21 protein-coding genes are annotated in these 21,019 nt (G+C 69.5%); 14 read left to right on the forward strand and 7 right to left on the reverse strand.

Translation table 11 applies throughout. From position 1 onward, the window contains the following. Window positions 1–27: 27 nt before the first annotated feature. The 6 genes from sufC (at window position 28) to QC180_RS20125 (ending at window position 4,049) form a co-directional block, all read left to right on the forward strand. Window positions 28–795 carry a Fe-S cluster assembly ATPase SufC gene (gene sufC / locus QC180_RS20100; RefSeq protein ID WP_232999537.1) on the forward strand — a complete coding sequence of 256 codons (768 nt, stop codon included), beginning with the start codon at window positions 28–30 and terminating at the stop codon, window positions 793–795. Between the two features lies 1 nt (window position 796). Beyond that, the gene (locus QC180_RS20105; RefSeq protein ID WP_278264314.1) at window positions 797–2,050 is read left to right on the forward strand and encodes a cysteine desulfurase; all 1,254 of its coding nucleotides are present in this window, start codon (window positions 797–799) and stop codon (window positions 2,048–2,050) included. A gap of 3 nt (window positions 2,051–2,053) precedes the next feature. Continuing rightward, window positions 2,054–2,530, forward strand: a complete 477-nt coding sequence (gene sufU, locus QC180_RS20110) for a Fe-S cluster assembly sulfur transfer protein SufU (protein ID WP_278264315.1) — start codon at window positions 2,054–2,056, stop codon at window positions 2,528–2,530. Beyond that, the gene (locus tag QC180_RS20115) at window positions 2,530–2,913 is read left to right on the forward strand and encodes a metal-sulfur cluster assembly factor (RefSeq protein ID WP_278264316.1); all 384 of its coding nucleotides are present in this window, start codon (window positions 2,530–2,532) and stop codon (window positions 2,911–2,913) included. Before sufU ends, QC180_RS20115 begins: the two co-directional genes overlap by 1 nt. 190 nt (window positions 2,914–3,103) lie before the next feature. Next, the gene (locus QC180_RS20120) at window positions 3,104–3,535 is read left to right on the forward strand and encodes a DUF4189 domain-containing protein (protein WP_278264317.1); all 432 of its coding nucleotides are present in this window, start codon (window positions 3,104–3,106) and stop codon (window positions 3,533–3,535) included. A gap of 85 nt (window positions 3,536–3,620) precedes the next feature. Then, on the forward strand, window positions 3,621–4,049 hold the full coding sequence (locus tag QC180_RS20125; protein ID WP_278264318.1) for a DUF4189 domain-containing protein: 429 nt from the start codon (window positions 3,621–3,623) through the stop codon (window positions 4,047–4,049). 53 nt (window positions 4,050–4,102) lie between these two features. Here QC180_RS20125 and QC180_RS20130 read toward each other — a convergent pair whose 3' ends face one another. Next, complete coding sequence (locus QC180_RS20130) at window positions 4,103–4,732, reverse strand: TetR/AcrR family transcriptional regulator (protein ID WP_278264319.1); 630 nt, start codon at window positions 4,730–4,732, stop codon at window positions 4,103–4,105. 157 nt (window positions 4,733–4,889) lie between these two features. On the opposite strand from QC180_RS20130, the gene QC180_RS20135 reads away from it, so the two are divergent. The 5 genes from QC180_RS20135 (at window position 4,890) to QC180_RS20155 (ending at window position 10,417) form a co-directional block, all read left to right on the forward strand. Then, the gene (locus QC180_RS20135) at window positions 4,890–6,179 is read left to right on the forward strand and encodes a PucR family transcriptional regulator (RefSeq protein WP_278264320.1); all 1,290 of its coding nucleotides are present in this window, start codon (window positions 4,890–4,892) and stop codon (window positions 6,177–6,179) included. A gap of 28 nt (window positions 6,180–6,207) precedes the next feature. Beyond that, the gene (locus QC180_RS20140; protein ID WP_278264321.1) at window positions 6,208–7,275 is read left to right on the forward strand and encodes an alpha/beta hydrolase; all 1,068 of its coding nucleotides are present in this window, start codon (window positions 6,208–6,210) and stop codon (window positions 7,273–7,275) included. Between the two features lie 144 nt (window positions 7,276–7,419). Next, complete coding sequence (gene murJ, locus QC180_RS20145; protein ID WP_278264322.1) at window positions 7,420–9,036, forward strand: murein biosynthesis integral membrane protein MurJ; 1,617 nt, start codon at window positions 7,420–7,422, stop codon at window positions 9,034–9,036. Between the two features lie 62 nt (window positions 9,037–9,098). Then, window positions 9,099–9,656 (forward strand): NADAR family protein, encoded by a 558-nt coding sequence (locus tag QC180_RS20150; protein ID WP_278264323.1) that lies wholly within the window; start codon window positions 9,099–9,101, stop codon window positions 9,654–9,656. Window positions 9,657–9,916: 260 nt separating this feature from the next. Beyond that, the gene (locus tag QC180_RS20155; protein ID WP_278264324.1) at window positions 9,917–10,417 is read left to right on the forward strand and encodes a DUF4189 domain-containing protein; all 501 of its coding nucleotides are present in this window, start codon (window positions 9,917–9,919) and stop codon (window positions 10,415–10,417) included. 49 nt (window positions 10,418–10,466) lie between these two features. Here QC180_RS20155 and QC180_RS20160 read toward each other — a convergent pair whose 3' ends face one another. The 5 genes from QC180_RS20160 to ku all read right to left on the reverse strand — a co-directional run bounded on the left by QC180_RS20160 (window position 10,467) and on the right by ku (window position 14,618). Beyond that, window positions 10,467–11,129, reverse strand: a complete 663-nt coding sequence (locus QC180_RS20160; protein ID WP_278264325.1) for a methionine ABC transporter permease — start codon at window positions 11,127–11,129, stop codon at window positions 10,467–10,469. Continuing rightward, window positions 11,129–12,136 carry a methionine ABC transporter ATP-binding protein gene (locus QC180_RS20165; protein WP_278264326.1) on the reverse strand — a complete coding sequence of 336 codons (1,008 nt, stop codon included), beginning with the start codon at window positions 12,134–12,136 and terminating at the stop codon, window positions 11,129–11,131. The genes QC180_RS20160 and QC180_RS20165 overlap by 1 nt, the downstream gene beginning before the upstream one ends. Next, window positions 12,133–13,005, reverse strand: coding sequence for a MetQ/NlpA family ABC transporter substrate-binding protein (locus QC180_RS20170; RefSeq protein WP_474646495.1), 873 nt, complete (start codon window positions 13,003–13,005; stop codon window positions 12,133–12,135). Before QC180_RS20170 ends, QC180_RS20165 begins: the two co-directional genes overlap by 4 nt. 127 nt (window positions 13,006–13,132) lie before the next feature. Further along, window positions 13,133–13,684 (reverse strand): GNAT family N-acetyltransferase, encoded by a 552-nt coding sequence (locus QC180_RS20175; RefSeq protein WP_278264327.1) that lies wholly within the window; start codon window positions 13,682–13,684, stop codon window positions 13,133–13,135. Between the two features lie 19 nt (window positions 13,685–13,703). Beyond that, window positions 13,704–14,618 carry a non-homologous end joining protein Ku gene (gene ku / locus QC180_RS20180; RefSeq protein ID WP_278264328.1) on the reverse strand — a complete coding sequence of 305 codons (915 nt, stop codon included), beginning with the start codon at window positions 14,616–14,618 and terminating at the stop codon, window positions 13,704–13,706. Between the two features lie 109 nt (window positions 14,619–14,727). On the opposite strand from ku, the gene QC180_RS20185 reads away from it, so the two are divergent. Together QC180_RS20185 and QC180_RS20190 are read left to right on the forward strand one after the other, a co-directional pair. Continuing rightward, window positions 14,728–15,795: a lycopene cyclase family protein gene (locus tag QC180_RS20185; protein ID WP_278264329.1), complete on the forward strand. Its 1,068-nt coding sequence runs from the start codon at window positions 14,728–14,730 to the stop codon at window positions 15,793–15,795. A 151-nt stretch (window positions 15,796–15,946) separates the two neighbouring features. Further along, window positions 15,947–18,289 (forward strand): MMPL family transporter, encoded by a 2,343-nt coding sequence (locus QC180_RS20190; protein WP_278264330.1) that lies wholly within the window; start codon window positions 15,947–15,949, stop codon window positions 18,287–18,289. 56 nt (window positions 18,290–18,345) lie between these two features. Here QC180_RS20190 and QC180_RS20195 read toward each other — a convergent pair whose 3' ends face one another. Then, entirely contained in the window at window positions 18,346–19,110 is a 765-nt protein-coding gene (locus QC180_RS20195) for an SDR family oxidoreductase (protein WP_278264331.1), read from the reverse strand. 147 nt (window positions 19,111–19,257) lie between these two features. On the opposite strand from QC180_RS20195, the gene QC180_RS20200 reads away from it, so the two are divergent. Further along, window positions 19,258–20,889 carry an ABC-F family ATP-binding cassette domain-containing protein gene (locus QC180_RS20200; protein WP_278264332.1) on the forward strand — a complete coding sequence of 544 codons (1,632 nt, stop codon included), beginning with the start codon at window positions 19,258–19,260 and terminating at the stop codon, window positions 20,887–20,889. The last annotated feature ends 130 nt before the right edge of the window (window positions 20,890–21,019 follow it).

Consider the following 21,019-nt stretch of genomic DNA (forward strand, 5'->3'; position numbering starts at 1 on the left):
TACTCCCCACGAAGGAATCCGAATTCGATGACCACCTTGGAAATCAAGGACCTGCACGCCGAGATCACCACCCCCGAGGGTGAGTCCAAGAAGATCCTCAACGGCGTGAACCTGACCGTGCGCTCCGGCGAGACCCACGCCATCATGGGCCCCAACGGCTCGGGCAAGTCCACGCTGTCCTACGTGATCGCCGGTCACCCCAAGTACACCGTCACCCAGGGCACCATCACCCTCGACGGTGAGGACGTGCTGGAGATGTCGGTCGACGAGCGCGCCCGCGCCGGGCTGTTCCTGGCGATGCAGTACCCGGTCGAGGTCCCCGGTGTCTCGATGTCGAACTTCTTGCGCACCGCCGCCACCGCCGTGCGCGGCGAGGCGCCCAAGCTGCGCACCTGGGTCAAGGAGGTGAAGGAGTCGATGAAGGAACTCGACATCGACGCCGCCTTCGCCGACCGCTCGGTGAACGAGGGCTTCTCCGGTGGCGAGAAGAAGCGCCACGAGGTGCTGCAGCTGGGTCTGCTCAAGCCGAAGATCGCGATCCTGGACGAGACCGACTCGGGCCTGGACGTCGACGCGCTGCGCATCGTCTCCGAGGGCGTGAACCGCTACAAGGAGCGCGAGAACGGCGGCGTGCTGCTGATCACGCACTACACCCGCATCCTGCGCTACATCCAGCCCGACTTCGTGCACGTGTTCGTCGGCGGCAAGATCGTCGCCGAGGGCGGTTCCGAGCTGGCCGAGGAACTCGACGCCAACGGCTACGTGCGCTTCACCTCCGCGACCGCTGGAGCCTGACATGACCGCCACGGTGCCCGCCCTCGATGTCGCCCGGATCCGGGCCGACTTCCCGATCCTGAACCGCACGGTCCGGGACGGGAAACCGCTGGTGTACCTGGATTCCGGCGCGACCTCGCAGCGCCCGCTGCAGGTGCTCGACGCCGAACGCGATTTCCTGCTCACCCGCAACTCGGCGGTGCACCGCGGTGCCCACCAGCTCGCGGAGGAGGCCACCGACTCCTACGAGGACGCGCGCGTGGCCATCGCGCGCTTCGTCGGCGCCGACGCCGGGGAGATCGTGTTCACCAAGAACGCGACCGAGTCGCTGAACCTGGTGGCCAACGCCTTCGGTGACGACCGGTTCCCGCACAAGGTGGGCCCCGGCGACGAGATCGTCATCACCGAGCTCGAGCACCACGCGAATCTCGTGCCGTGGCAGGAACTCGCGCGTCGTACCGGCGCCACGCTCAAGTGGTACGGGATCACCGACGACGGCCGCATCGATCTGGACTCGCTCGAGCTCTCGGCCGCGACCAAGGTCGTCGCGTTCACCCACCAGTCGAACGTGACCGGCGCGGTCGCCCCGGTGGCCGAACTGGTGCGCCGGGCCAAGGACGTCGGCGCGCTGGTCGTGCTCGACGCCTGCCAGTCGGTGCCGCACATGGCGGTGAACTTCCGTGAGCTCGGTGTCGACTTCGCCGCGTTCTCGGGACACAAGATGCTCGGACCCATGGGGGTGGGCGGCCTGTACGGCCGTCGCGCGCTGCTCGAGGAGACCCCGCCCTACATCACCGGCGGGTCGATGATCGAGACCGTCACCATGGAGAAGACCACCTACGCGCCGCCGCCGCAGCGCTTCGAGGCGGGCACGCCGATGACCTCGCAGGTCGTCGGACTGGCCGCCGCGGTGCGCTACCTGGAAGACCTCGGCATGGACGCGATCGCGGCCCACGAGCACGCGCTCACCGGTGCCGCGCTCGAGGGCCTGCGCGGCATCGAGGGCGTGCGGATCATCGGGCCCACCGAGAACGTGGATCGCGGTGGCGCGGTGGCGTTCGTGGTCGACGGGATCCACGCCCACGACGTGGGCCAGATCCTCGACGACCAGGGTGTGGCCATCCGCGTCGGGCACCACTGCGCCTGGCCGCTGCACCGGCGCTTCGGCGTCGCGGCGACCGCGCGGGCCTCCTTCGCCGTGTACAACACCCTCGACGAGGTCGACGCGCTGGTCCAGGCCGTGCGGAAGGCTCAGAGCTTCTTCGGAGTTGCATAAGTCATGCGCATGGAGCAGATGTACCAGGAAGTCATCCTGGACCACTACAAACACCCGCACCACCGCGGGCTGCGGGAGCCGTTCGGTGCCGAAGTGCACCACGTGAACCCCACCTGCGGTGACGAGGTGACCCTGCGCGTGCACCTCGACGACGCGGGCGAGGTCGCCGACGTCTCCTACGACGGCCAGGGCTGCTCGATCAGCCAGGCCGCCACCTCGATCCTCACCGATCAGGTGATCGGTCTGCCGGTGCAGCAGGCGCTGAAGGTGGTCGACTCCTACAGTGAGATGATCTCCAGCCGCGGCACCGTCGAGGGCGACGAGGACGTGATCGGCGACGGCATCGCGCTCGCGGGCGTCGCCAAGTACCCGGCGCGCGTGAAGTGCGCACTGCTGGGGTGGATGGCGTTCAAGGACGCCGTCGTGCAGATCGCCTCGGCCGAAGAAGCCAAGCCCGCCATGGGAAATGGGGAAGCGTGATGAGTGAGACACCCGCCACCGAGACCGCCGAAGCCGCCGCGCCCGAGGTGGAGCTGACCCCCGAGCAGGTCCAGCACCTCGAGGACCTCGAGGAGGCCATGCGCGATGTGGTCGACCCCGAACTCGGCATCAATGTCGTCGACCTCGGGCTGGTCTACGGCATGTCCGTGGACGCGGAGAACATCGCCACCCTCGACATGACGCTCACCTCGGCGGCCTGTCCGCTGACCGACGTCATCGAGGACCAGTCCCGCAACGCGCTGGTGCGCAGCGGCCTGGTCGAGGACCTGAAGATCAACTGGGTCTGGATGCCCCCGTGGGGTCCGGACAAGATCACCGAGGACGGTCGCGAACAGCTGCGCGCCCTCGGCTTCACCGTCTAGTACCGCGCTTTTTCGCAGGCCCGGACCCCGCTGTGGGTCCGGGCCTGCGTTGCGTTGTCGGGCGGCACCGGTGGTGATGCGACGCCGAACCCGGTGTGATTCATGCCATTTCCGTGTGCGCGGGGAGGATGTCGGTGATCAAATGAGCGGTTCCGGATTCCCGGAATTGTTCGATGAGGAGAGTTTACGAATGAGTTTCATGGGTAAGGCCGGTCTCGCGGTGGCGGCGCTCGGCCTTGCGGCCGGATCGGTTCTCGGGGTCGGTTCGGCGAACGCGGTGCCGCTGGATCAGTGGGGCGCGCTGGCGCTGGACGCGGATTGGACCAACTTCGGTCGCTCCGTCAACTTCCCCACCCGCGAAGAGGCCGAGGCCGCCGCGCTGGAGCAGTGCGCCGCGGACGGCTGCGCCATCGAGGTCACGTGGGTGAACGGCTGCCTGGCCCTGGTGGAGAACGAGGACTACGTCGCCTGGGGCAAGGGTGCCGACCGCGCCGAGGCCGAGCGCCAGGCCTACCTCGCGCTGACCGAGGGCACGCCGCAGAACCTGCTCGTCAATGTCGGCTCGTCGCAGCTGGCCGGTGGCAGCGTGATCGAAACGCTCTGCACCGTCAACGCGAGCTGACCACCCCGGCAATGGGGTCTGGTTCCGGTGTGGATCCGGACCTACTGTGTCGGGGCATCACCCATGTCCAGAGGAGATCTTTCGAATGAGTTTCATGGGTAAGGCCGGACTAGCCCTGGTGGCGGTCGGCCTTGCGGCCGGATCGGTGCTCGGTGCCGGTTCGGCGAGCGCCGCGGGTGACCAGTGGGCCTCGGTCGCGCTCAGCGACAACGAGGCCGTCTACGGCGTCAGCGTGAACGAGGGCAGCCCCGACGCCGCCATCGCCGCGGCGATCGCCAACTGCCACCTGGCCGACTGCAACGAGGTCATGACCTGGGCCAACGGCTGTGGCGTGCTGGTCCAGAGCAACCAGGGCGTGGCCTGGGCGTCCGGTCCGACCCGGGCCGAGGCCGAGCGCACGGCCTACGAGACGCTGAGCGAGCTGACCCCGACCGCCGTGCTGGCCAACACTGGTTCGGCGAACCTGAGCGGCGCGCACGTCATCGACGCGATCTGCACCGCCAACGCACGCTGACCGAGGCACTGTGAGTGGGCCCGGATCCGCAGGGATCCGGGCCTTTTCGCGGTCTACGGAGCCTGGTTGTCCACCACCGAGGCGATCCAGATGCCGATCATGTCCGCGGTGGAATCGATGACGACCTCGCGGTCGAGCCCCTCGTCCTCCATGCCGACCGAGCGCAGCGCGGTGGCGAAACCCGCGTTGAGCAGGATGAACGCCATGGTGTCGATGTCGATGCCGCGGGTGGGCCCGAGCATCTGGATCAGATACAGCTTGATGATCATGCGCAGGCGCGGCTCGAACTCGGGGATACCGCTGCCGTAGAACTGCAGATCGGCGACCAGCGCGCGCACCAGGGGGCCGTTGGCGACCAGGATCTCGACCGCGATCCGGATCACCTCGGCGACGGCGTCGCGCGGGGTCTTGTCGGCCGAGTTCACCAGCAGCCTGCCGTAACGCTCCTCGACCTGGAGGAACAGGCTGTCGGTGAGCTCCTTGACGATCTCCTCGCGGTCACTGAAATAGCGGTACAGCGTGCCGACGCTCAGCCCCGCCTCGGCGGCGATCTTGTTGGTCGAGGTATTGGTGATACCTCGGGTTCCGAAAAGCTGAGCGGATACTTCGAGAATGTGGCTTCGTGTCTCCTTCGCCCGATCCTGTTTCGGGCGTTTGCGCTGCTTATCGGCTTGCGGTGGCATCTGTTGACCTCGGTGCAAAGAGGAGTAGAAGGTGAGCGGTCACTCATCCTAGAGTCATGATCACGAAGAAACCGCAGTGTAGGCCATCACATCGGGCCCCGCTACGGAGGAGAACCACCGCCGGTGTCGCCGGTCCGGTGTGAAGGAGGAGTCGACGATGACGATCTCACGGAACGGAGCCACCCTGTGGCAGCCCCTGCGCGATGTCCGGACGATGACACCCCGGTTGGTCGGTCATTTCGTCGACACCGTGGCGACCTGCCGGACCCTGCCCGGCGACGCCATCGCCGGTGACGTCACCGCGATCACGCGGATGTGCCTCGAGCTGGTCAGCGGGTTGCTCGACGGCCGCGACGAGGTCGAGAAGTTGAACCGGCTGGCCGTGGCGGCCGGGGGATGGGCGCGCGAGGGCGTGCCGATCGACACCATCCTGCACGCCTTCCACGAGGGCTTCCAGCTCGCCTTCGACGCGGTGTTCGAAGACGCCGCGGCCTCCGACCCGTCCAGCCTGATCGACGGATTCCGCCGGGCGACAGCCATTTCCGACCAGCTGTGCACGACGGTGACCCGCGCCTACATCCGCGAGCACCGCGACATCGCCGGTGAGCACCACACCGCGGTGCACACGCTGACCTCGGCGCTGCTGGCCGGGCAGCCGACGTTGACCATGGCCCGCGAGTGCGGGATCGCGGTCGCCGAGGCGTATTCGGTGCTGGCGCTGTCGATCCGGGAGCATCCCGACGAGCACGACCCGCGACTCAACGGCGCGGTGGTGGCCCGGCGCAAGCTGCGTCGGGTGCAGGCCGAGCTGGCGCATCGCTGCGGTGAGCAGGTGCTCTCGCTGCTGTCGGTCGACGGCGGCACCCTGCTGATTCCCGCCGAGTTGGTCGCCGAGGAGCGGCTCGACGCGCTGATCGAGGCCCTGTCCAGGGCAGCGAGGGTGGATGTGATGGCGGCGCTGGTGCCCGCGAGCACCCTCGAGATCCCCTCGGCCGCGCAGCGCGCGCACGAACTGCTCGACATGGTGGAGCGGCTGGACTGCCCGCCCGCGCTCTACCGCTTCGGTGATCTGGCGCTCGAGTACCAGCTCACCCGGCCGGGTCCGGGTCGCGCCCGGCTCGGGGAACTGCTGGCGCCGTTGGAGAGTCACCCGGAGCTCTACGAGACGCTGCGGGTGCACATCGCCAACAACATGAACCGTCAGCGCACCGCCCGGTTGCTGCACATCCACACCAATACCGTCGACTACCGCCTGCGTCGGGTGGCGCAGCTGACCGGCCTGGATCCGACCCACGCCTCGGGGCTGTGGCAGTTGCGTTCGGCGATGATCGCGCGCAGCTTCCACACCGGGCCCTCGGTTGTGGCCGATCCCAGCGGAACGCGCCGACCTCGGTCGGATGCCCAGAGGTGCCCCGCTCCGGGGCTCGGCGGCGTGCGCTCGGCCTAGATTCGGCGCCACCGGAAGGAGGTGGCCGATGTCGAGGGCGATGACGCGCTGGATCGTGGCGGTGGTGCTGGCACTGGCCGGTCTGCCGGTCGCGGTCGCGGCGCAGGCGACCCCGGAGACGGTGGCGGCCAGGGCCCTCGCGGCGGCGCTGCCCGCACCGGACGGGTCGCGCGCGATCGCGGCGGTGGCGACCGGTCCCGGTCGGGTGATCGAGCTGACGGTGTTCTCCGCGGCGATGGGCCGCCCGATCACCGTGGCCGTGCTGCCCGCCGCCGATCCCGACGCGCCCGCCGGTGCGCTGTATCTGCTCAACGGCGTCGACGGGGGCGCCGAGACCGCCGACTGGCGCGCGGGCGGCAACTGGTTCACCCGCACCGATGTCCTCGAATTTCTCGACGGCGCCCAGGCGACCGTGGTGATGCCGGTCGGTGGCGGCGGCACCTTCTACGCCGACTGGCGGGCCGAGGATCCGGCGCTGGGTACCCAGCGCTGGCTGACCTTCCTGACCGCCGAACTGCCCCCGATCGTCGACTCCGCCTTCCACGGCACCGGCCGCGACGCGGTGGCCGGGGTGTCGATGGCGAGTTCGGCGGTGTTCCGGATGGCGCAGGAACTGCCGGGACGCTTCCGCGCGATCGGCTCCTTCAGCGGTTGTGTGCGCACCAGCGATCCGGCGGGGCAGGCCATCGTGTCGGCCATCGTGACCGCGCGCCACGGTGATCCGGCGAATCTGTGGGGCGCGCCCGGCGACCCCGCCTGGGCCGCCAATGATCCCTACCTGCACGCCGAACGCCTGCGCGGCGTCGACCTCTACGTGAGCAGCGGCAACGGCCTACCCGGCCCCCTCGACACCCTCGACGGCCCCCGCATCGGCGGCGACCCGATGAAACTGGCCGACCAACTCCTCGTCGGCGGCGTCCTCGACGGCATCACCGCCCAGTGCACCCACCAACTCCACACCCGCCTCACCGACCTCGCCATTCCCGCCACCTTCGACTTCCGCCCCGCGGGCACCCACTCCTGGGGCTACTGGCAACAGGACCTGCACACCTTCTGGACCAGGGCAGCCGAACAAGGCCTGTTCACCGCTGGGTGACAGCGTCTCCCGGTGGGTGGCGGGATCGTCTACGTAGGCTGGGTTTTCACGGAGTCGTCGACAGGGGGCACGGTGAACGACTATGGCAGCTTCGCTACCCAACCGCTTCCGGTGCGGCACAGCACCCGGCGTGCGGGTCCGCCGGTGACGCTGAAAGGCGTACGTGGACACGGGAAAACAGGCAGCTCCGGCCTGGTCCGATCCGGCGGCCGGGTCGCGTTCGCGGGCGTGATCAGCCGCGTGACCGGCTTCGCGCGCACTCTCGTGGTGGCGGCGGTCCTGGGAACCGCCGCGGTGGGTGACGCCTACAACGGTGCCAACAATCTGCCGAACATGATCTACGAACTGCTGCTGGGGACCGTGCTGGCCAGCGTGGTCGTTCCGGTGCTGACCAGGGCGCGGGGACGAGGACGGAAGCGGTCGCGCGAGTTCACCCAGCGCCTCCTGGTCGCGACGGTGCTCGCGTTGAGTGCGGTCACGGTCCTGGCGGTGGTGTGCGCGCCGTGGATCGTGCGCGGATTCGTCGCCGAGGGTGAGCAGCGGCGTCTGGCGACGTGGCTGGCGTATCTGCTGCTGCCCCAGATCTTCTTCTACGGCATCACCGTGGTGGTGGGCGCGGTGCTCAACGTGCGCGACAGTTTCGCGGCCGCGGCGTGGGCGCCGGTGGTGAACAACGTGATCGTGCTGGTCACGTGCGCGGTGTTCGTCGCGCTTCCGGGCCCGGTCACGCTCACTCCCGCGTCCATGACCACCGCGCAGATCCTGACTCTCGGCATCGGCACGACCGCCGGAATCGCCGGACAGGCGGCCTGGGTCATGGTGGCGCTGCGCCGGGACGGTTTCACCTGGACGTGGCGGACACGGCCCGTGCCCTACACCTGGCGTCCGGTGCGAGCCGGTCTGCCGATGCTGGGCTGGTTGCTGGTCTACGCGGCGATCAGCCAGGTCGGCGTCGCGATCACGATGCGCATCGCCTTCGACCACGGCGGGGTGTCGGTCTACACCTACGCCGAGCTGCTGTTCCAGGTCCCGTACGGCATTCTGGCGGCCTCGGTGCTGACCGTGTTGATGCCGCGTATCTCCCGGGCCGCCGCGTCGGGCGACCGGGACGCGGTCGTGGCCGATCTCGCGCGCGGTGCCCGGTATCTGTCCGTGGCGCTGATCCCGGTGACGATGGCCATGGGTCTACTCGGCCCGGCGTTCACGGCGCTGGTCTTCACCGGCCGCGTCGACGTCGAGTCCGCCGCGCTGATCGGCACCGCGGTGGCGTGTTCGGCGTTCGGGCTGGCGCCCTTCGCGCTGGTGATGCTGCAGATGCGGGTGTTCTACGCCTACAACGACACCCGTACGCCGGCAATGCTCAACCTCGTCATGGTCACGGTGAAGGTAGGCACTCTCGTGCTGGCCGCCACCGTGCTCGGGGATCGCGCCGTGATCGTCATGCTCGGCGTGGCCGGATCGCTGGCCTATGTGGCCGGTGCCGTAGCCGGTCACGTGACGCTGCGGCGCGGGCACGGCCCGCTCGGGTTCTCCACCGTCGCGGTCACCGTCGGCCGGGTCGCCGCGGCCACCGTGCCGGCCGGAGTCGCGGGGCTCGGCGCCCTCGTCGCGGCTCGTCTCACGATCACCGCGCCCGCGATCGAACAGCTCGTCGCCCCCGCGGCCGGGGCCGCCGCGGCGGCGCTGGTGTTCGCGTTGGCGGCCTACGCCATCGGTATTCCGGAGCTTCGTGCGGTGCGAGCGGTATTGCGTGCGGTCTGAATTCGCTGGTGGATGTCGCCGATTCGTTGTATGGTCCCTTTGACCAAAACGGAGGAGGGGATATGGCGATCGAGTCTGTCGGGGAGTTGTGCCGGGCGATCGAGGATGGGGCTCGGCCGAAGTATCTGGCGTTCTGGGGACATCGGGCGCAGCGGGACGGGGGGATCGGGGCGGGGTGTTTGAGTCAGTGGTGGGCCGCGCCGTTCGTGGTGGAGGGAGTGGAGTTCGCTACGGCGGAGCACTACATGATGTGGCGTAAAGCGGTGTTGTTCGGAGATTCGGTGACGGCGGATCGTGTTCTGAAGGTGGCGCATCCGGCGGAGGCGAAGAAGTTGGGGCGGGAGGTTTCTGGGTTCGACGAGGCGCAGTGGGAGCGCGCGCGGTTCGGGATCGTGGTGGCGGGGAGTGTGGCGAAGTTCGGTGGAAACGAGGGACTGCGGGAGTTCCTGGTGGGGACAGGGGAACGGGTGCTGGTGGAAGCCAGTCCACGGGATCGGATCTGGGGGATCGGGATGGCGGCCGGGGATCCGGGGGTGACGGATCCGGCGTCGTGGCGGGGGCTGAATCTGCTCGGGTTCGCCTTGATGCGGGCGAGGCAGGAGCTGGCGGGGCGGGGGTGAACGCCGGTGCGGGATCACGGTTTCGGCGGCGCGAAACCTGTCGGTGCGGATTGCTAGTCTGTGGCGGACGCACAGTTCGGGAGGAATCGGGCGTCGACAGTACGAAATCCACTGGTGCCCGGGACGAGTCCGGGTGACGCGGATTTCGCCGGACGGTCACCGCTCGATACGGGAACGCTATTTCCCGTGGTAGCCGGTGGCGGTTCATGATGGGTCCGGCTTCGACCGCGAAGCCGACATTTCGATGGGGAGATTCTCTGATGTCTGTTGTGGGCAAATCCGCCCTGGGTGTGGCCGCGCTGTCCGCGGCCGCCGCGTTCACCGTGATCACCGCCGGTCCGGCCGCCGCGGCCGAGAGCGGTGTGGCCATCGCCGAGGCGCCCGGCTACACCGCGGTCTCGCGCGACGGTGGCTTCCAGGCCAGCGCCGGTGACCTCTACGGCGCCCTGGCGCTCTCGCCGCAGGAGGCCGTGGTCGCCTCTGCGGTCAACTACGGCAGCTGGGAAGCCGCGCGCGGTGCCGCGCTCGCCGAGTGCGGTGTGTGGGACTGCCAGATCGTCGTCGAGTTCCGCAATGCCTGTGGCGCTGTCGCCCAGGGCGCGGACTACCGCTTCGGCTGGGCCTGGGACCACACCCTGGGTGCCGCCGAGCGCGCCGCGGTGGACGTGCTGGGCATCAGCGCGCCGCCGTTCCCGGACCCGGGTTCGGCCTCGCCGCGCGCGGCGAGCGTCATCCTGTCCGCCTGCACGGCGAACGTCTGACACACGCACGACGAGGGGCACGTACCGCCACGGTGCGTGCCCCTTCGCGTCAGCGGCGCAGGACCCGGCGCGCCAGCCAGTTGCCGAGGAACTGCACGGCCTGCACTCCGACGATGATGATCAGCACCGCGACCAGCGTCACCTCCCACTGGAAGCGCTGATACCCGTAGACGATCGCGAAATCGCCGAGCCCGCCACCGCCGACGGTGCCCGCCATGGCGGAGATGTCCACGATCGAGATCACCACGAAGGTGTAACCCAGGATCAGCGGCCCGAGCGCCTCCGGGATGAGCAGGGTGAGGATGATCCGCAGCGGCCCGGCGCCCGCGGCCCGCGCCGCCTCGATGACGCCGGGGTCCACCGTCACCAGGTTCTGCTCCACGATCCGCGCGATCCCGAACGACGCGGCCACGATCATCACGAACAGCGCCGCCTCCGCCCCGATGGTCGTGCCGACCACCTCGAGCGTCACCGGGCCCAACGCGGCCAACAGGATGATGAACGGAATCGGACGCACCACGTTGACCAGCACATTGAGCGCGAAGTACAGCGGCGCGTTCGCGAGCAGCCCGCCCTTGCGGGTGGTGTAGAGCGCGGTGCCCAGCACCAGCCCGATCACGCCCGCGACCACGAAGGTCACGCCCACCAGATAGATGGTGGTGCCGATCGATTCGAACAGGATCGGCCGCAGCTTGGTCCAGTCGGTGTCCATCAGCCCGCCTTCCGCTCGAGGTCGGCCACGACACGATCCACCGCGTCGTCCGGCCCGTGCAGCGACAGGGTGATGCTGCCGAAGGTCTTGTCCTGCAGCGTGCTCACGCCGCCGTAGACGATGTCGAAGCGCACTCCGGCGGCGCTCGCGGTGGCCAGCGCCGCGCCGATGCCCGAATGGTCGTCGACGTCGACGGTGACGAGCCTGCCGCCGTGCAGGGCGCGCAACCTTTCCGCCTCGGCCGGATCGGGCCGGTTGTGCAGGACGGTGGCCACGAACGAGCGCGTCGGCGCGGCCTGCGGGGCGGCGAACACGTCGAAGGTGGAGGCCAATTCGACGATGCGGCCCTCGGCGAGCACCGCCACCCGATCGGCGACCGCGCGCAACACGTCCATCTCGTGGGTGATCACCACGATGGTCACCCCGAGCTCGGTGTTGATCTTGCGCAGCAGCCGCAGCACTTCACCGGTGGTCTCCGGGTCCAGCGCCGAGGTGGCCTCGTCGGCGAGCAGCAGCGACGGCGAGGTCGCCAGCGCGCGGGCGATGCCGACCCGCTGTTTCTGCCCACCGGAGAGCTGATCGGGGTAGGCGCGGGCCTTGTCGGTGAGCCCGACGAACTCCAGCAGCTCGGCCACGCGGGCCTTGCGCTCGGCCCGCTTCCAGCCCGCGACCTTGAGCGGGTACTCGATATTGCCCGCCGCCGTGCGCGAGCGGAACAGGTTGAACTGCTGGAACACCATGCCGATATCGCGGCGCAGGCGGCGCACGGCCGACTCCGGCACCCCGGTGATGGGGGTGCCGGAGATGGTGACGGTGCCCGAGGTCGGCTTCTCCAGCGCGTTGATCAGCCGCACCAGGGTGGACTTGCCCGCCCCGGAATAGCCGATCACGCCGAAGATCTCGCCCGGCTCGATCCGCAGGTCGATGCCGTCGAGCGCGGTGTGCCGCTGGGCGCCCGTGCCGAAGACCTTGGTGACCGCGCGGAATTCGACGGCGGCCGCGCTCACTTGTTCGCGCGGATGCCCTGCTGCACCCGGTCGAGAATCGTTTCGAGCTCCGCGGGCGGACGTGTCACGTCGACCGCGGTGTTGCCGGTGACCTCGGCGTGCGCGGCGGCCACGGCCGGGTCCTTCCAGATCTCGACGAGCTTCAGATAGGTCGGGTTGGTCTTGTCCTCGGCCCTGGTGACGATCACATTGATGTAGGGCTCGGCGCCGGGGCTCTTCGGATCGTCCTGGTAGAGCGCCGAATGCGGGTCGATCCCGGAGCGCTCGAGGAAGGTGTTGTTGATGATCGAACCGTCCACCGAGGCCAGCGACAGCGCGGTCTGGGCGGCGTCGACCGGGGTCACCCGGACCTTGGAGGCGCCCTTGTCGATGTCGGCCGGAGTGGGCTGGGCGGAGGTGCCGGTGAGCTTCAGCAGCCCGGCCGCCTGCAGCACGAACAGCGCGCGGGCCTGGTTGGTCGGATCGTTGGGGATCGCGATCTCGCCGCCCGCGGGGATATCGGCCAGGGCCTTGTGCTTCTTGGAGTACAGGCCCAGCGGCACGATGTAGGTCGACCCGATCGGGGTGAGGGTCTCGGAGCTGGCCACGTTGTACTGGCCGAGGAACTGCAGGTGCTGGAACAGATTCACGTCGATCTGCTTCTGCGCCAGCGCCGCGTTGGGCTGCTGGTAGTCGGAGAAGTTGGTGATCTTCAGCGTGATGCCCTGCTCGGCGGCCTTCTGCTCGAACACGTCCCAGGCCTTGTCCCGGTCGGTGGTGCCGATGCGGACCACCGTGCCGGATTCGGCGTCGTCGGAGCCGCACGCGGTGAGGGTGAGGGCCGCGGTCGCGACCAGGACCGGGATCGCCAGTGCCCGCCGGAATTTCACTTGTACTCCCGAAATACTCGCCGAAGGTGAACCCGGCTATCGAATCCGCTCGGGCACGCGGCGGCCAGGGTTTGATTCGGGACGAACGAAACCCTCACCAAAAGTTGGACGGGCGTCTAGTTTGCGGTCAGCGGCGGGGGTGTTCGACGGCCAGCCTGCCGCGCCGGGCCAGATCGCGCCGGGTGGTCGCGGGCATGGGCGGCACGGTGGGGTCGGCATCCTCGCCCGCGTTGCGCGGGTTGGCGCGCACCAGCAGGGTGACGGTGGCGGCGGGCACGAATCCGCTGCTGGTCATCAGGGCGGCCGAGGCGCTGTTGCGGTCCTCGACATCGGTGACGATGTGTTTGGCGCCGCGGGCGAACAGCGCGGTGGAACACACGTCGACCAGTCTGCGCGCGATGCCGTGGCCCTGCATGTCCGGCGCGACCGCGATCCACTCGAGGTAGGCCCAGTCGTCGCGGTGCTCGAACTCCATCGAGCCGAGCACGAACCCGACCACCCGATCGGAGTCCAGCGCCACCCAGCAGGCGTTGTCGGGACTGTCGAGATGCTCGGCGACGGCGGTCAGCGACCACGACGTGTACGGCTTGGTCGTGGTGTCGAAGACCTGGTGGCCGAGATCGAGGACTTGACGCAGATGTCCCAATCCCATCGGAACGACAGCGATCGCGGTGTCCATGAGCGCCAGTGTGCCCTACCTAGGCGCCCTTGCGGGTCGCCGTCGACTTGCGCGGCGCGGCTTTCTTCGCCGTGGCTTTCTTGGCGGCCGCCTTCTTCGCGGTCTTCTTCGCCGCGGTCTTCTTCGGTGCGGCCGATTCGCCCTCCCGGCGGCCGCTGGCCTCCAGGCTGCGTTGTAGCGCGGCCACCAGATCCACGACCTCGGCATCGGGTTGTTCGGCGGTTTCGGTGACGGCGGCGGTGTCGACCTTGCCCGAGCCGCTGGCGATGGCCTCGTCGAGCATCTTCTGCAACTCGATCTGATATTCGTCGGTGTAATCGCCGGGATCGAAATCGCCCGACATGGATTCGACGAGGGTCTCGGCCATCTTCAATTCCTGGGGACGCGGCGCGGGCGCCTCGTCGAGGGCGGGGAAGTCGACCGCGCGCACCTCGTCGGGCCACAGCAGCGTCTGCAACACGAGTACTCCGTCGCGTACCCGCAGGGCCGCGAGCCGGGTCTTCTGGCGCAGCGTGAAATGGACCAGCGCGGTCTTGTCGATGCGCTCGAGCGTCGCGGCCAGCAATTGATACGCCTTGGGCGTGGTGGAATCCGGTTCGAGGTAATAGCTCTTGTCGAACAAGACCGGGTCGATCTGCTCGGAGGGCACGAATTCCAGCACCGGGATCTCGTGTTTCTCCGCGGCGGGCAGGGTCGCGAAATCGGCGTCGGTGAGCACGACCTGTTCGCCGTCGGGGGCGACATACGCCTTGTCGATATCGGCGTACTGCACGGATTTGCCGCACACCTGGCAGACACGGTCGTATTTGATCCGTCCGCCGTCTTTGGCGTGGACCTGATGGAACCGGATGTCATGGTCCTCGGTCGCGGTGTAGACCTTGACCGGGACATTCACCAGCCCGAATGCGATCGAGCCCTTCCAGATCGATCTCATGCACCCATCATTACTGAGTCGCTGGCAACGGTCGAGCACACGGCATCGAAATGGTGCGGGGCCGTGATCCGACGGTGCTGGAATTCGTGACATCTGATCCAATCATCGGGTGCACGCCGATCTGATCGTCTGCGGACTCGGCCCCGCGGGCCGGGCCGTCGCCCACCGCGCGCTGGCCGCTGGTCGGTCGGTGACGGTGCTCGACCCGCACCCGGACCGGGTCTGGACGCCCACCTACGCCGCCTGGGCCGACGAACTGCCCGACTGGCTCGACCCCGGCGTGGTCGCGGCGACGGTCGACGCGCCGAGCGCCTGGGCCCTGCGCGAGCACCGGATCGCGCGGCGATACCAGGTGCTCGACACCCCGGCGCTGCAGCGCTCGCTGTCGCTGGAGGGCGCGCGCGTGGTCGCCGACAGCGCTGTCGACGTGGGGAAGGGGTCGGTCACCACCGCGTCGGGCCTGCGCTGGACCGGGCGCGTGGTCGACGCGCGCGGCCTGGCCCGCGCACCCGAGCGGGCCGAGCAGACCGCCTACGGCGTGGTGGTGAACCGGGCGGATGCCGGTCAGTCCGCGCTGTTCATGGACTGGCGGCGCGACAACGGCGCCGGGCCCGACGAACCGCCGTCGTTCCTGTACGCCGTCCCGCTCGGCCCGGACCGGATGCTCTACGAGGAGACCTGCCTGGCGGGTCGTCCGGCGCTGACCCCGGAGGTCCTGCGCGTCCGTCTCGACCATCGGTTGCGGAATCGGGGGATCGCCGTCACGGGTACCGAACCCGTCGAGCGGGTGCGCTTCCCCGTCCAGGGCGGCAGGCCGGGCGGCGGACGCTTCGGTGCCGCGGGCGCGCTCACCCATCCGGCCACCGGCTACAGCGTCGCCGCCTCGCTGGCCGCCGCCGACACCGTCGTCGCCGGGCAGACCCGCTGGAGCGCCGAAGCCCGCGCGGTCCTCGCCCTGCGCCGGGCCGGTCTGCGCGCGCTGCTCGCCCTCGCTCCGGCCGACGTCCCGATCTTCTTCGACGCCTTCTTCGCCCTGCCCGACGCCCACCAGTACGCCTACCTCTCGGGCCGGGATCTGGCGGGCGTCACGGCCGCCATGCGGGCGGTCTTCGCGGCGGTGCCGCCGCGCCTGCGCCGCACCGTCGTGACCTCGGTGCTCGGGCTAACTGGTCGGTAGCCCAGAAGGTGTCGGTGCGGCGGTCCTGAGGGGCCGCGGGAACGCCGCGGAGTTGCTACCATCCTCGGGCGAACACGCCGCCCCGGCAACGGGATCGGATGCGGGCGGGTGCGTGCCGCGTCAGCGGGTGACGAGTGAGGGAGACGATCCGGTGTTCGAATTCACCGAGCGGCGCAGCCGCTGGGTGCTCGGCGTATTCGCGGTGCTCGCGCTGGTGCTCGGCGCACTCAGCCTCACCCTGTTCGACCGGGTGGACGGCGGCGGGTACACCGACCCCGGCAGCGAATCCAGCCGGGCGCTCACCGTCCTGCGCGACGAATTCGGGCAGGGCTCACCCAACCTGGTGCTGCTGGTGCAGACCGAATCCTCGGTCGACGACCCCGAAACCGTCTCCGCGGCAACGGCATTGGTCGCCAACCTGCACGAGCGTGGCGGCGTCACCGATGTGGTGTCCTACTGGACCACCCACCAGCCCGCGCTGCGCAGCGTCGACGGCAAACAGGGTCTGATCGTCGCCAGCGTGCTCGGCACCGAACGCGAGATCGACGACACCGTCACCGACATCACCAACGACCTCAGCAGGCTGGAGGGTCCGCTGCGGGTCAGGGTCGGCGGCTTCGCCATGCTCATGCACGAGACCGTGCTGCAGAGCAAGACCGACATCGCCCGGGGCGAGGCGATCGCCTTCCCGCTCACCATGATCGCGCTGCTGTTCGTCTTCGGTGGGTTGGTCGCCGCGAGTCTGCCGCTGTTGGTCGCCGTCGTCACCGTCGTGCTGACGATGGGCGCGCTGTGGTTGCTGACGCTGATCGTGCCGCTCTCGGTGACCGCCACGAACGTGGCGACCCTGCTCGGGCTCGGCCTGGCCATCGACTACAGCCTGCTGATCGTCAACCGCTTCCGTGACGAACTGGCCGCCGGACGCGGACCGGCCGGTGCGGTGGCCACGACCATGCGCACCGCGGGCCGCACCGTGGCCTTCTCCGCGCTCACCGTCGCCGTCGCCCTGGCCGGACTGCTGTTCTTCCCGCTGCTGGCGATCCGCTCGATGGGCTACGCCGGAATCGCCGTGGCCGCCCTGGCCGCGCTCGTGGCGCTGACCGTGCTGCCCGCCACCCTGCTGCTGCTCGGTTCCCGGGTCGACAAGGGCCAGCTGGGCTGGTGGTTCCTGCGGGCCCCGCGCCCGGCACCCGGCGAGGGCGCCTGGCACAAGCTGGCCACCGCCGTGATGCGCAAGCCGCTGCCCATCGGCCTGGCCGTGGCGGCGTTCCTGCTGCTGCTCGGCGCGCCCTTCCTCGGCGTGAAGCTCGGCTTCCCCGACGAGCGCACGCTGCCGGAGTCGATGAACTCCCGGCAGGTCACCGAGATCATCCACCGCGACTTCAGCGAGAGCGACCAGAACACCCTCGTCGCGGTGCTGCCCGACAGCGCCTACAGCGCGGCCGGTCTCGACGCGATCGCGCGCGAACTGTCCGACCTCGATGACGTGCGCCGCGTCGACACCGCCACCGGCAGCTACGCCCAGGGCGGCCTGCTGGCCGAACCCACCTCGGTCAACGCGCGCTTCCGCGCCGAGCGCGCCGCGTACCTGTCGATCGTGCCCGCCACCACCGACTCGCACGCCCTGGCCGCGCTGGTCGAGCAGGTGCGCGCGGTGCCGGTGTCGAGCGAACTGCTCGTCGGCGGCGTGGCGGCGGCCAATGTCGACTCCATCACCGCCATCGAGGACGCGCTGCCGTGGGCGCTGGGCTTCGTCATCGTGCTCATGCTGATCGTGCTGTTCCTGCTCACCGGCAGCGTGGTGCTGCCGGTGCTGGCGGTGATCCTGAGCGCGCTGAGCCTCACCGCGACCTTCGGCGCGCTGGTCTGGATCTTCCAGGACGGGCACCTGTCGGGGCTGCTGGGCTTCACCGTCACCGGTGACCTGTCGGCCACCGTGCCGGTGATGCTGTTCGCCGCGGCCTTCGGCCTGGCGATGGACTACCAGGTGTTCCTGCTCTCGCGCATCCGCGAGGAATACGACCGCACCGGCAAGAACGAGACCGCCGTGGCGCTGGGGCTGGAACGGATCGGCCGCATCGTCACCGCCGCCGCCATCCTCATCTCGCTGGTGTTCCTGGGCTTCCTGGCCTCCGACATCACCTTCATGAAGGCCTTCGGCATCGGCCTGCCGCTGGCGGTCATCGTCGACGCCACCCTGGTGCGCGGCTTCCTGCTGCCCGCCGCGATGAAGCTGCTCGGCGACGCCAACTGGTACGCGCCGGAATTCCTGCGCCGTCTGCACGACCGCTTCGGCCTGGACGAGGGCGGACGCTCGCTGCCGGTCCGCGACCCGCTCGGAGTGACCGGGCGGCCCGCCGTCGAGGAGATCGTGGTGGTCGACCCGCTGGCCCGCGCCGAGGAGGCCCGCGCCGAAGCCGCCAGGGCCGAGGAGAGCGCCCGCGCCGAGACCGAACTCGCTCCCGCCGCCGGTACCAGGGAGACCTCGGACTGAAAGGCAATGGGCGGCACCGACTGCGCAGTCGGTGCCGCCCATCGTCGATCGTGGGGTCAGATACCGCCGGTGGCGAGCAGGCCGCCGTCCACGCGCACGCAGTCGCCGGTGATCCAGGCCGCTTCGTCGGAGACCAGGAAGCCGATCAGGCGGGCCACGTCCTCCGGGGCGCCCAGGCGCTTGAGGGGGTAGGCGCTCGCGGCGCGCTCCTCGTCGGCGGAGAACAGCGCGTCGGCGAACTTGGTCTTCACCACGCCCGGCGCCACCGCGTTGACGCGGATGTTCGGCCCCAGCTGCCAGGCCAACTCCTCGGTGAGCCGGATCAGCGCCGACTTGGACGCGCCGTAGGCCGAGATCACCCCCGAGGACCGGATGCCCGCCACGCTGGCCACGTTCACCACCGCACCGCCGTGCTCGGCCATCCACGCGCGATAGGCCTGCTGCACATAGCCCAGCGCCGCCACCACGTTGACGTCGAAGATCTTGCTGACCGCGCCCAGATCGGCGTCCATCAGCGAGCCGTAGACGGGGTTGATGCCGGTGTTGTTGATCAGGATGTCCAGCGAGCCGAACTCCGCGACGGCCCGCGCCACCGCTTCGGCGCGCGCGTCGGCGTCGCCCGCGTTGCCCGCCAGCGTGCTCACCTGGCCCTTGTGGCCCAGCGCGCGCAGCTCGACCGCCGCGTCCTCGAGCGGCTCGGGTTTGCGGGCGGTGATCAGCACATTCGCGCCGCGGCGCAGCAGTTCGGCAGCGGTGGCCAGGCCGATGCCGCGGCTGGCGCCGGTGACGAGGGCAGTGCGGCCGAGAAGATCGGTAGTCATGGCACGAGAGTAACCACGCTCACACCCGGCGGCGCCGGGTTCGGTCCTGTCGCGCCGCGGCGGTAAAATAGGTGGTTCTTGCCGTGGCCCGCGGTGCACCCTGGGCCTGCGCGGCGACCATCCTGTTCCGACACGAGGAGAAGCTCTGTGATCACGGCGACCGACCTGGAGGTCCGGGCCGGAGTCCGCACCCTGCTCTCGGCCCCAGGGCCCGCGCTGCGGGTGCAGTCCGGCGACCGGATCGGACTGGTCGGCCGCAACGGCGCGGGCAAGACCACCACGCTGCGCATCCTGGCCGGGGAGGGCGAGCCCTACGCGGGCAAGATCACCCGCTCCACCGATATCGGCTATCTGCCGCAGGACCCCAAGGAAGGCGATCTCGATGTGATCGCCCGCGACCGGGTGCTGTCGGCGCGCGGCCTGGACTCGCTGATCCGCGACATGGAGAAGCAGCAGGCGCTGATGGCCGAGGTGGCCGACGAGAAGGAGCGCGAGAAGGCGATCCGCAAGTACGGCCGCCTGGAAGACCAGTTCTCCTCGCTCGGCGGCTATGTCGCCGAGAGCGAGGCCGCGCGGATCTGCAACAGCCTCGGCCTGCCCGACCGCGTGCTCGGCCAGCAGTTGCGCACCCTGTCCGGTGGTCAGCGTCGCCGCATCGAACTCGCGCGCATCCTGTTCTCCGCCTCCGACGGCAGCGGTGGCCGCTCCGACCGCATCCTGCTGCTCGACGAGCCCACCAACCACCTCGACGCCGACTCCATCACCTGGCTGCGCGGATTCCTGCAGAACCACGACGGCGGCCTGATCGTGATCAGCCACGATGTGGAGCTGCTCGAGGCCGTGGTGAACAAGGTGTGGTTCCTCGACGCGGTGCGCGGTGAGCCCGACGTCTACAACATGGGCTGGAAGAAGTACCTCGACGCCCGCGCCACCGACGAGCAGCGCCGGGTGCGCGAGCGTGCCAATGCCGAGAAGAAGGCCAGCGCGCTGCGTCAGCAGGCCGCCAAGCTCGGCGCCAAGGCCACCAAGGCCGCCGCGGCCCACCAGATGGTGCGCCGCGCCGAACGGTTGATGTCGGAGCTCGACGACGTGCGCGTGGCCGACAAGGTCGCCCGCATCCGCTTCCCCGAGCCCGCGCCGTGCAGCAAGACCCCGCTCATGGTCAACAACCTGACCAAGCTCTACGGCTCGCTCGAGATCTTCACCGGCGTGAACTTCGCCGTCGACAAGGGCAGCCGCGTGGTGGTGCTCGGCCTCAACGGCGCCGGTAAGACCACCATGCTCAAGCTGCTCGCGGGCGTGGAGACACCCACCTCGGGCGGCGTCGAGCAGGGCCGCGGACTCAAGGTCGGCTACTTCGCCCAGGAGCACGACACCCTCGACGACGCCGCCACCGTCTGGGAGAACATCCGGCACGCCTCGCCGGACGCGGGTGAACAGGAACTGCGCAGTCTGCTGGGCGCGTTCATGTTCTCCGGCCCCCAGCTCGAGCAGCCCGCGGGCACCCTCTCCGGTGGTGAGAAGACCCGTCTGGCGCTGGCCGGTCTGGTCTCCTCGGCGGCGAATGTGCTGCTGCTCGACGAGCCCACCAACAACCTCGATCCGATCTCGCGCGAGCAGGTGCTCGAGGCGCTGCGCACCTACGCGGGCGCGGTCGTGCTGGTGACCCACGACCCGGGCGCCGCCGAAGCCCTCAACCCCGAGCGCGTGATCTTGCTGCCCGATGGCACCGAGGACCACTGGTCCAACGAGTACGCGGAGCTCATCGATCTCGCCTGATCCGTCAGGGCCCCGGAGTCAGGCGACATGGACACAGCCTGACGGCGTTTCGGGCGTGAAACGCTGTGTCGCGACGGAACTCGCGGGGCGTCGGTGAGCTATCTCACTGTTTTCGTTGATCACCGGGAGC

It is taken from the genome of Nocardia anocheti (assembly GCF_029675105.1).
Lineage (GTDB): Bacteria > Actinomycetota > Actinomycetes > Mycobacteriales > Mycobacteriaceae > Nocardia.

Bases quoted from the DNA above. Each gene is read 5' to 3' on its own strand.
- QC180_RS20135 (WP_278264320.1), top strand. From the start codon at position 4,890: ATGACGATCTCACGGAACGGAGCCACCCTGTGGCAGCCCCTGCGCGAT.
- QC180_RS20115 (WP_278264316.1), top strand. From the start codon at position 2,530: ATGAGTGAGACACCCGCCACCGAGACCGCCGAAGCCGCCGCGCCCGAG.
- QC180_RS20140 (WP_278264321.1), top strand. From the start codon at position 6,208: ATGTCGAGGGCGATGACGCGCTGGATCGTGGCGGTGGTGCTGGCACTG.
- ku (WP_278264328.1), bottom strand. From the start codon at position 14,618: ATGAGATCGATCTGGAAGGGCTCGATCGCATTCGGGCTGGTGAATGTC.
- sufU (WP_278264315.1), top strand. From the start codon at position 2,054: ATGCGCATGGAGCAGATGTACCAGGAAGTCATCCTGGACCACTACAAA.
- QC180_RS20155 (WP_278264324.1), top strand. From the start codon at position 9,917: ATGTCTGTTGTGGGCAAATCCGCCCTGGGTGTGGCCGCGCTGTCCGCG.
- QC180_RS20160 (WP_278264325.1), bottom strand. From the start codon at position 11,129: ATGGACACCGACTGGACCAAGCTGCGGCCGATCCTGTTCGAATCGATC.
- QC180_RS20105 (WP_278264314.1), top strand. From the start codon at position 797: ATGACCGCCACGGTGCCCGCCCTCGATGTCGCCCGGATCCGGGCCGAC.
- QC180_RS20125 (WP_278264318.1), top strand. From the start codon at position 3,621: ATGAGTTTCATGGGTAAGGCCGGACTAGCCCTGGTGGCGGTCGGCCTT.
- QC180_RS20150 (WP_278264323.1), top strand. From the start codon at position 9,099: ATGGCGATCGAGTCTGTCGGGGAGTTGTGCCGGGCGATCGAGGATGGG.
- QC180_RS20175 (WP_278264327.1), bottom strand. From the start codon at position 13,684: ATGGACACCGCGATCGCTGTCGTTCCGATGGGATTGGGACATCTGCGT.
- QC180_RS20120 (WP_278264317.1), top strand. From the start codon at position 3,104: ATGAGTTTCATGGGTAAGGCCGGTCTCGCGGTGGCGGCGCTCGGCCTT.
- sufC (WP_232999537.1), top strand. From the start codon at position 28: ATGACCACCTTGGAAATCAAGGACCTGCACGCCGAGATCACCACCCCC.
- QC180_RS20130 (WP_278264319.1), bottom strand. From the start codon at position 4,732: ATGCCACCGCAAGCCGATAAGCAGCGCAAACGCCCGAAACAGGATCGG.
- QC180_RS20195 (WP_278264331.1), bottom strand. From the start codon at position 19,110: ATGACTACCGATCTTCTCGGCCGCACTGCCCTCGTCACCGGCGCCAGC.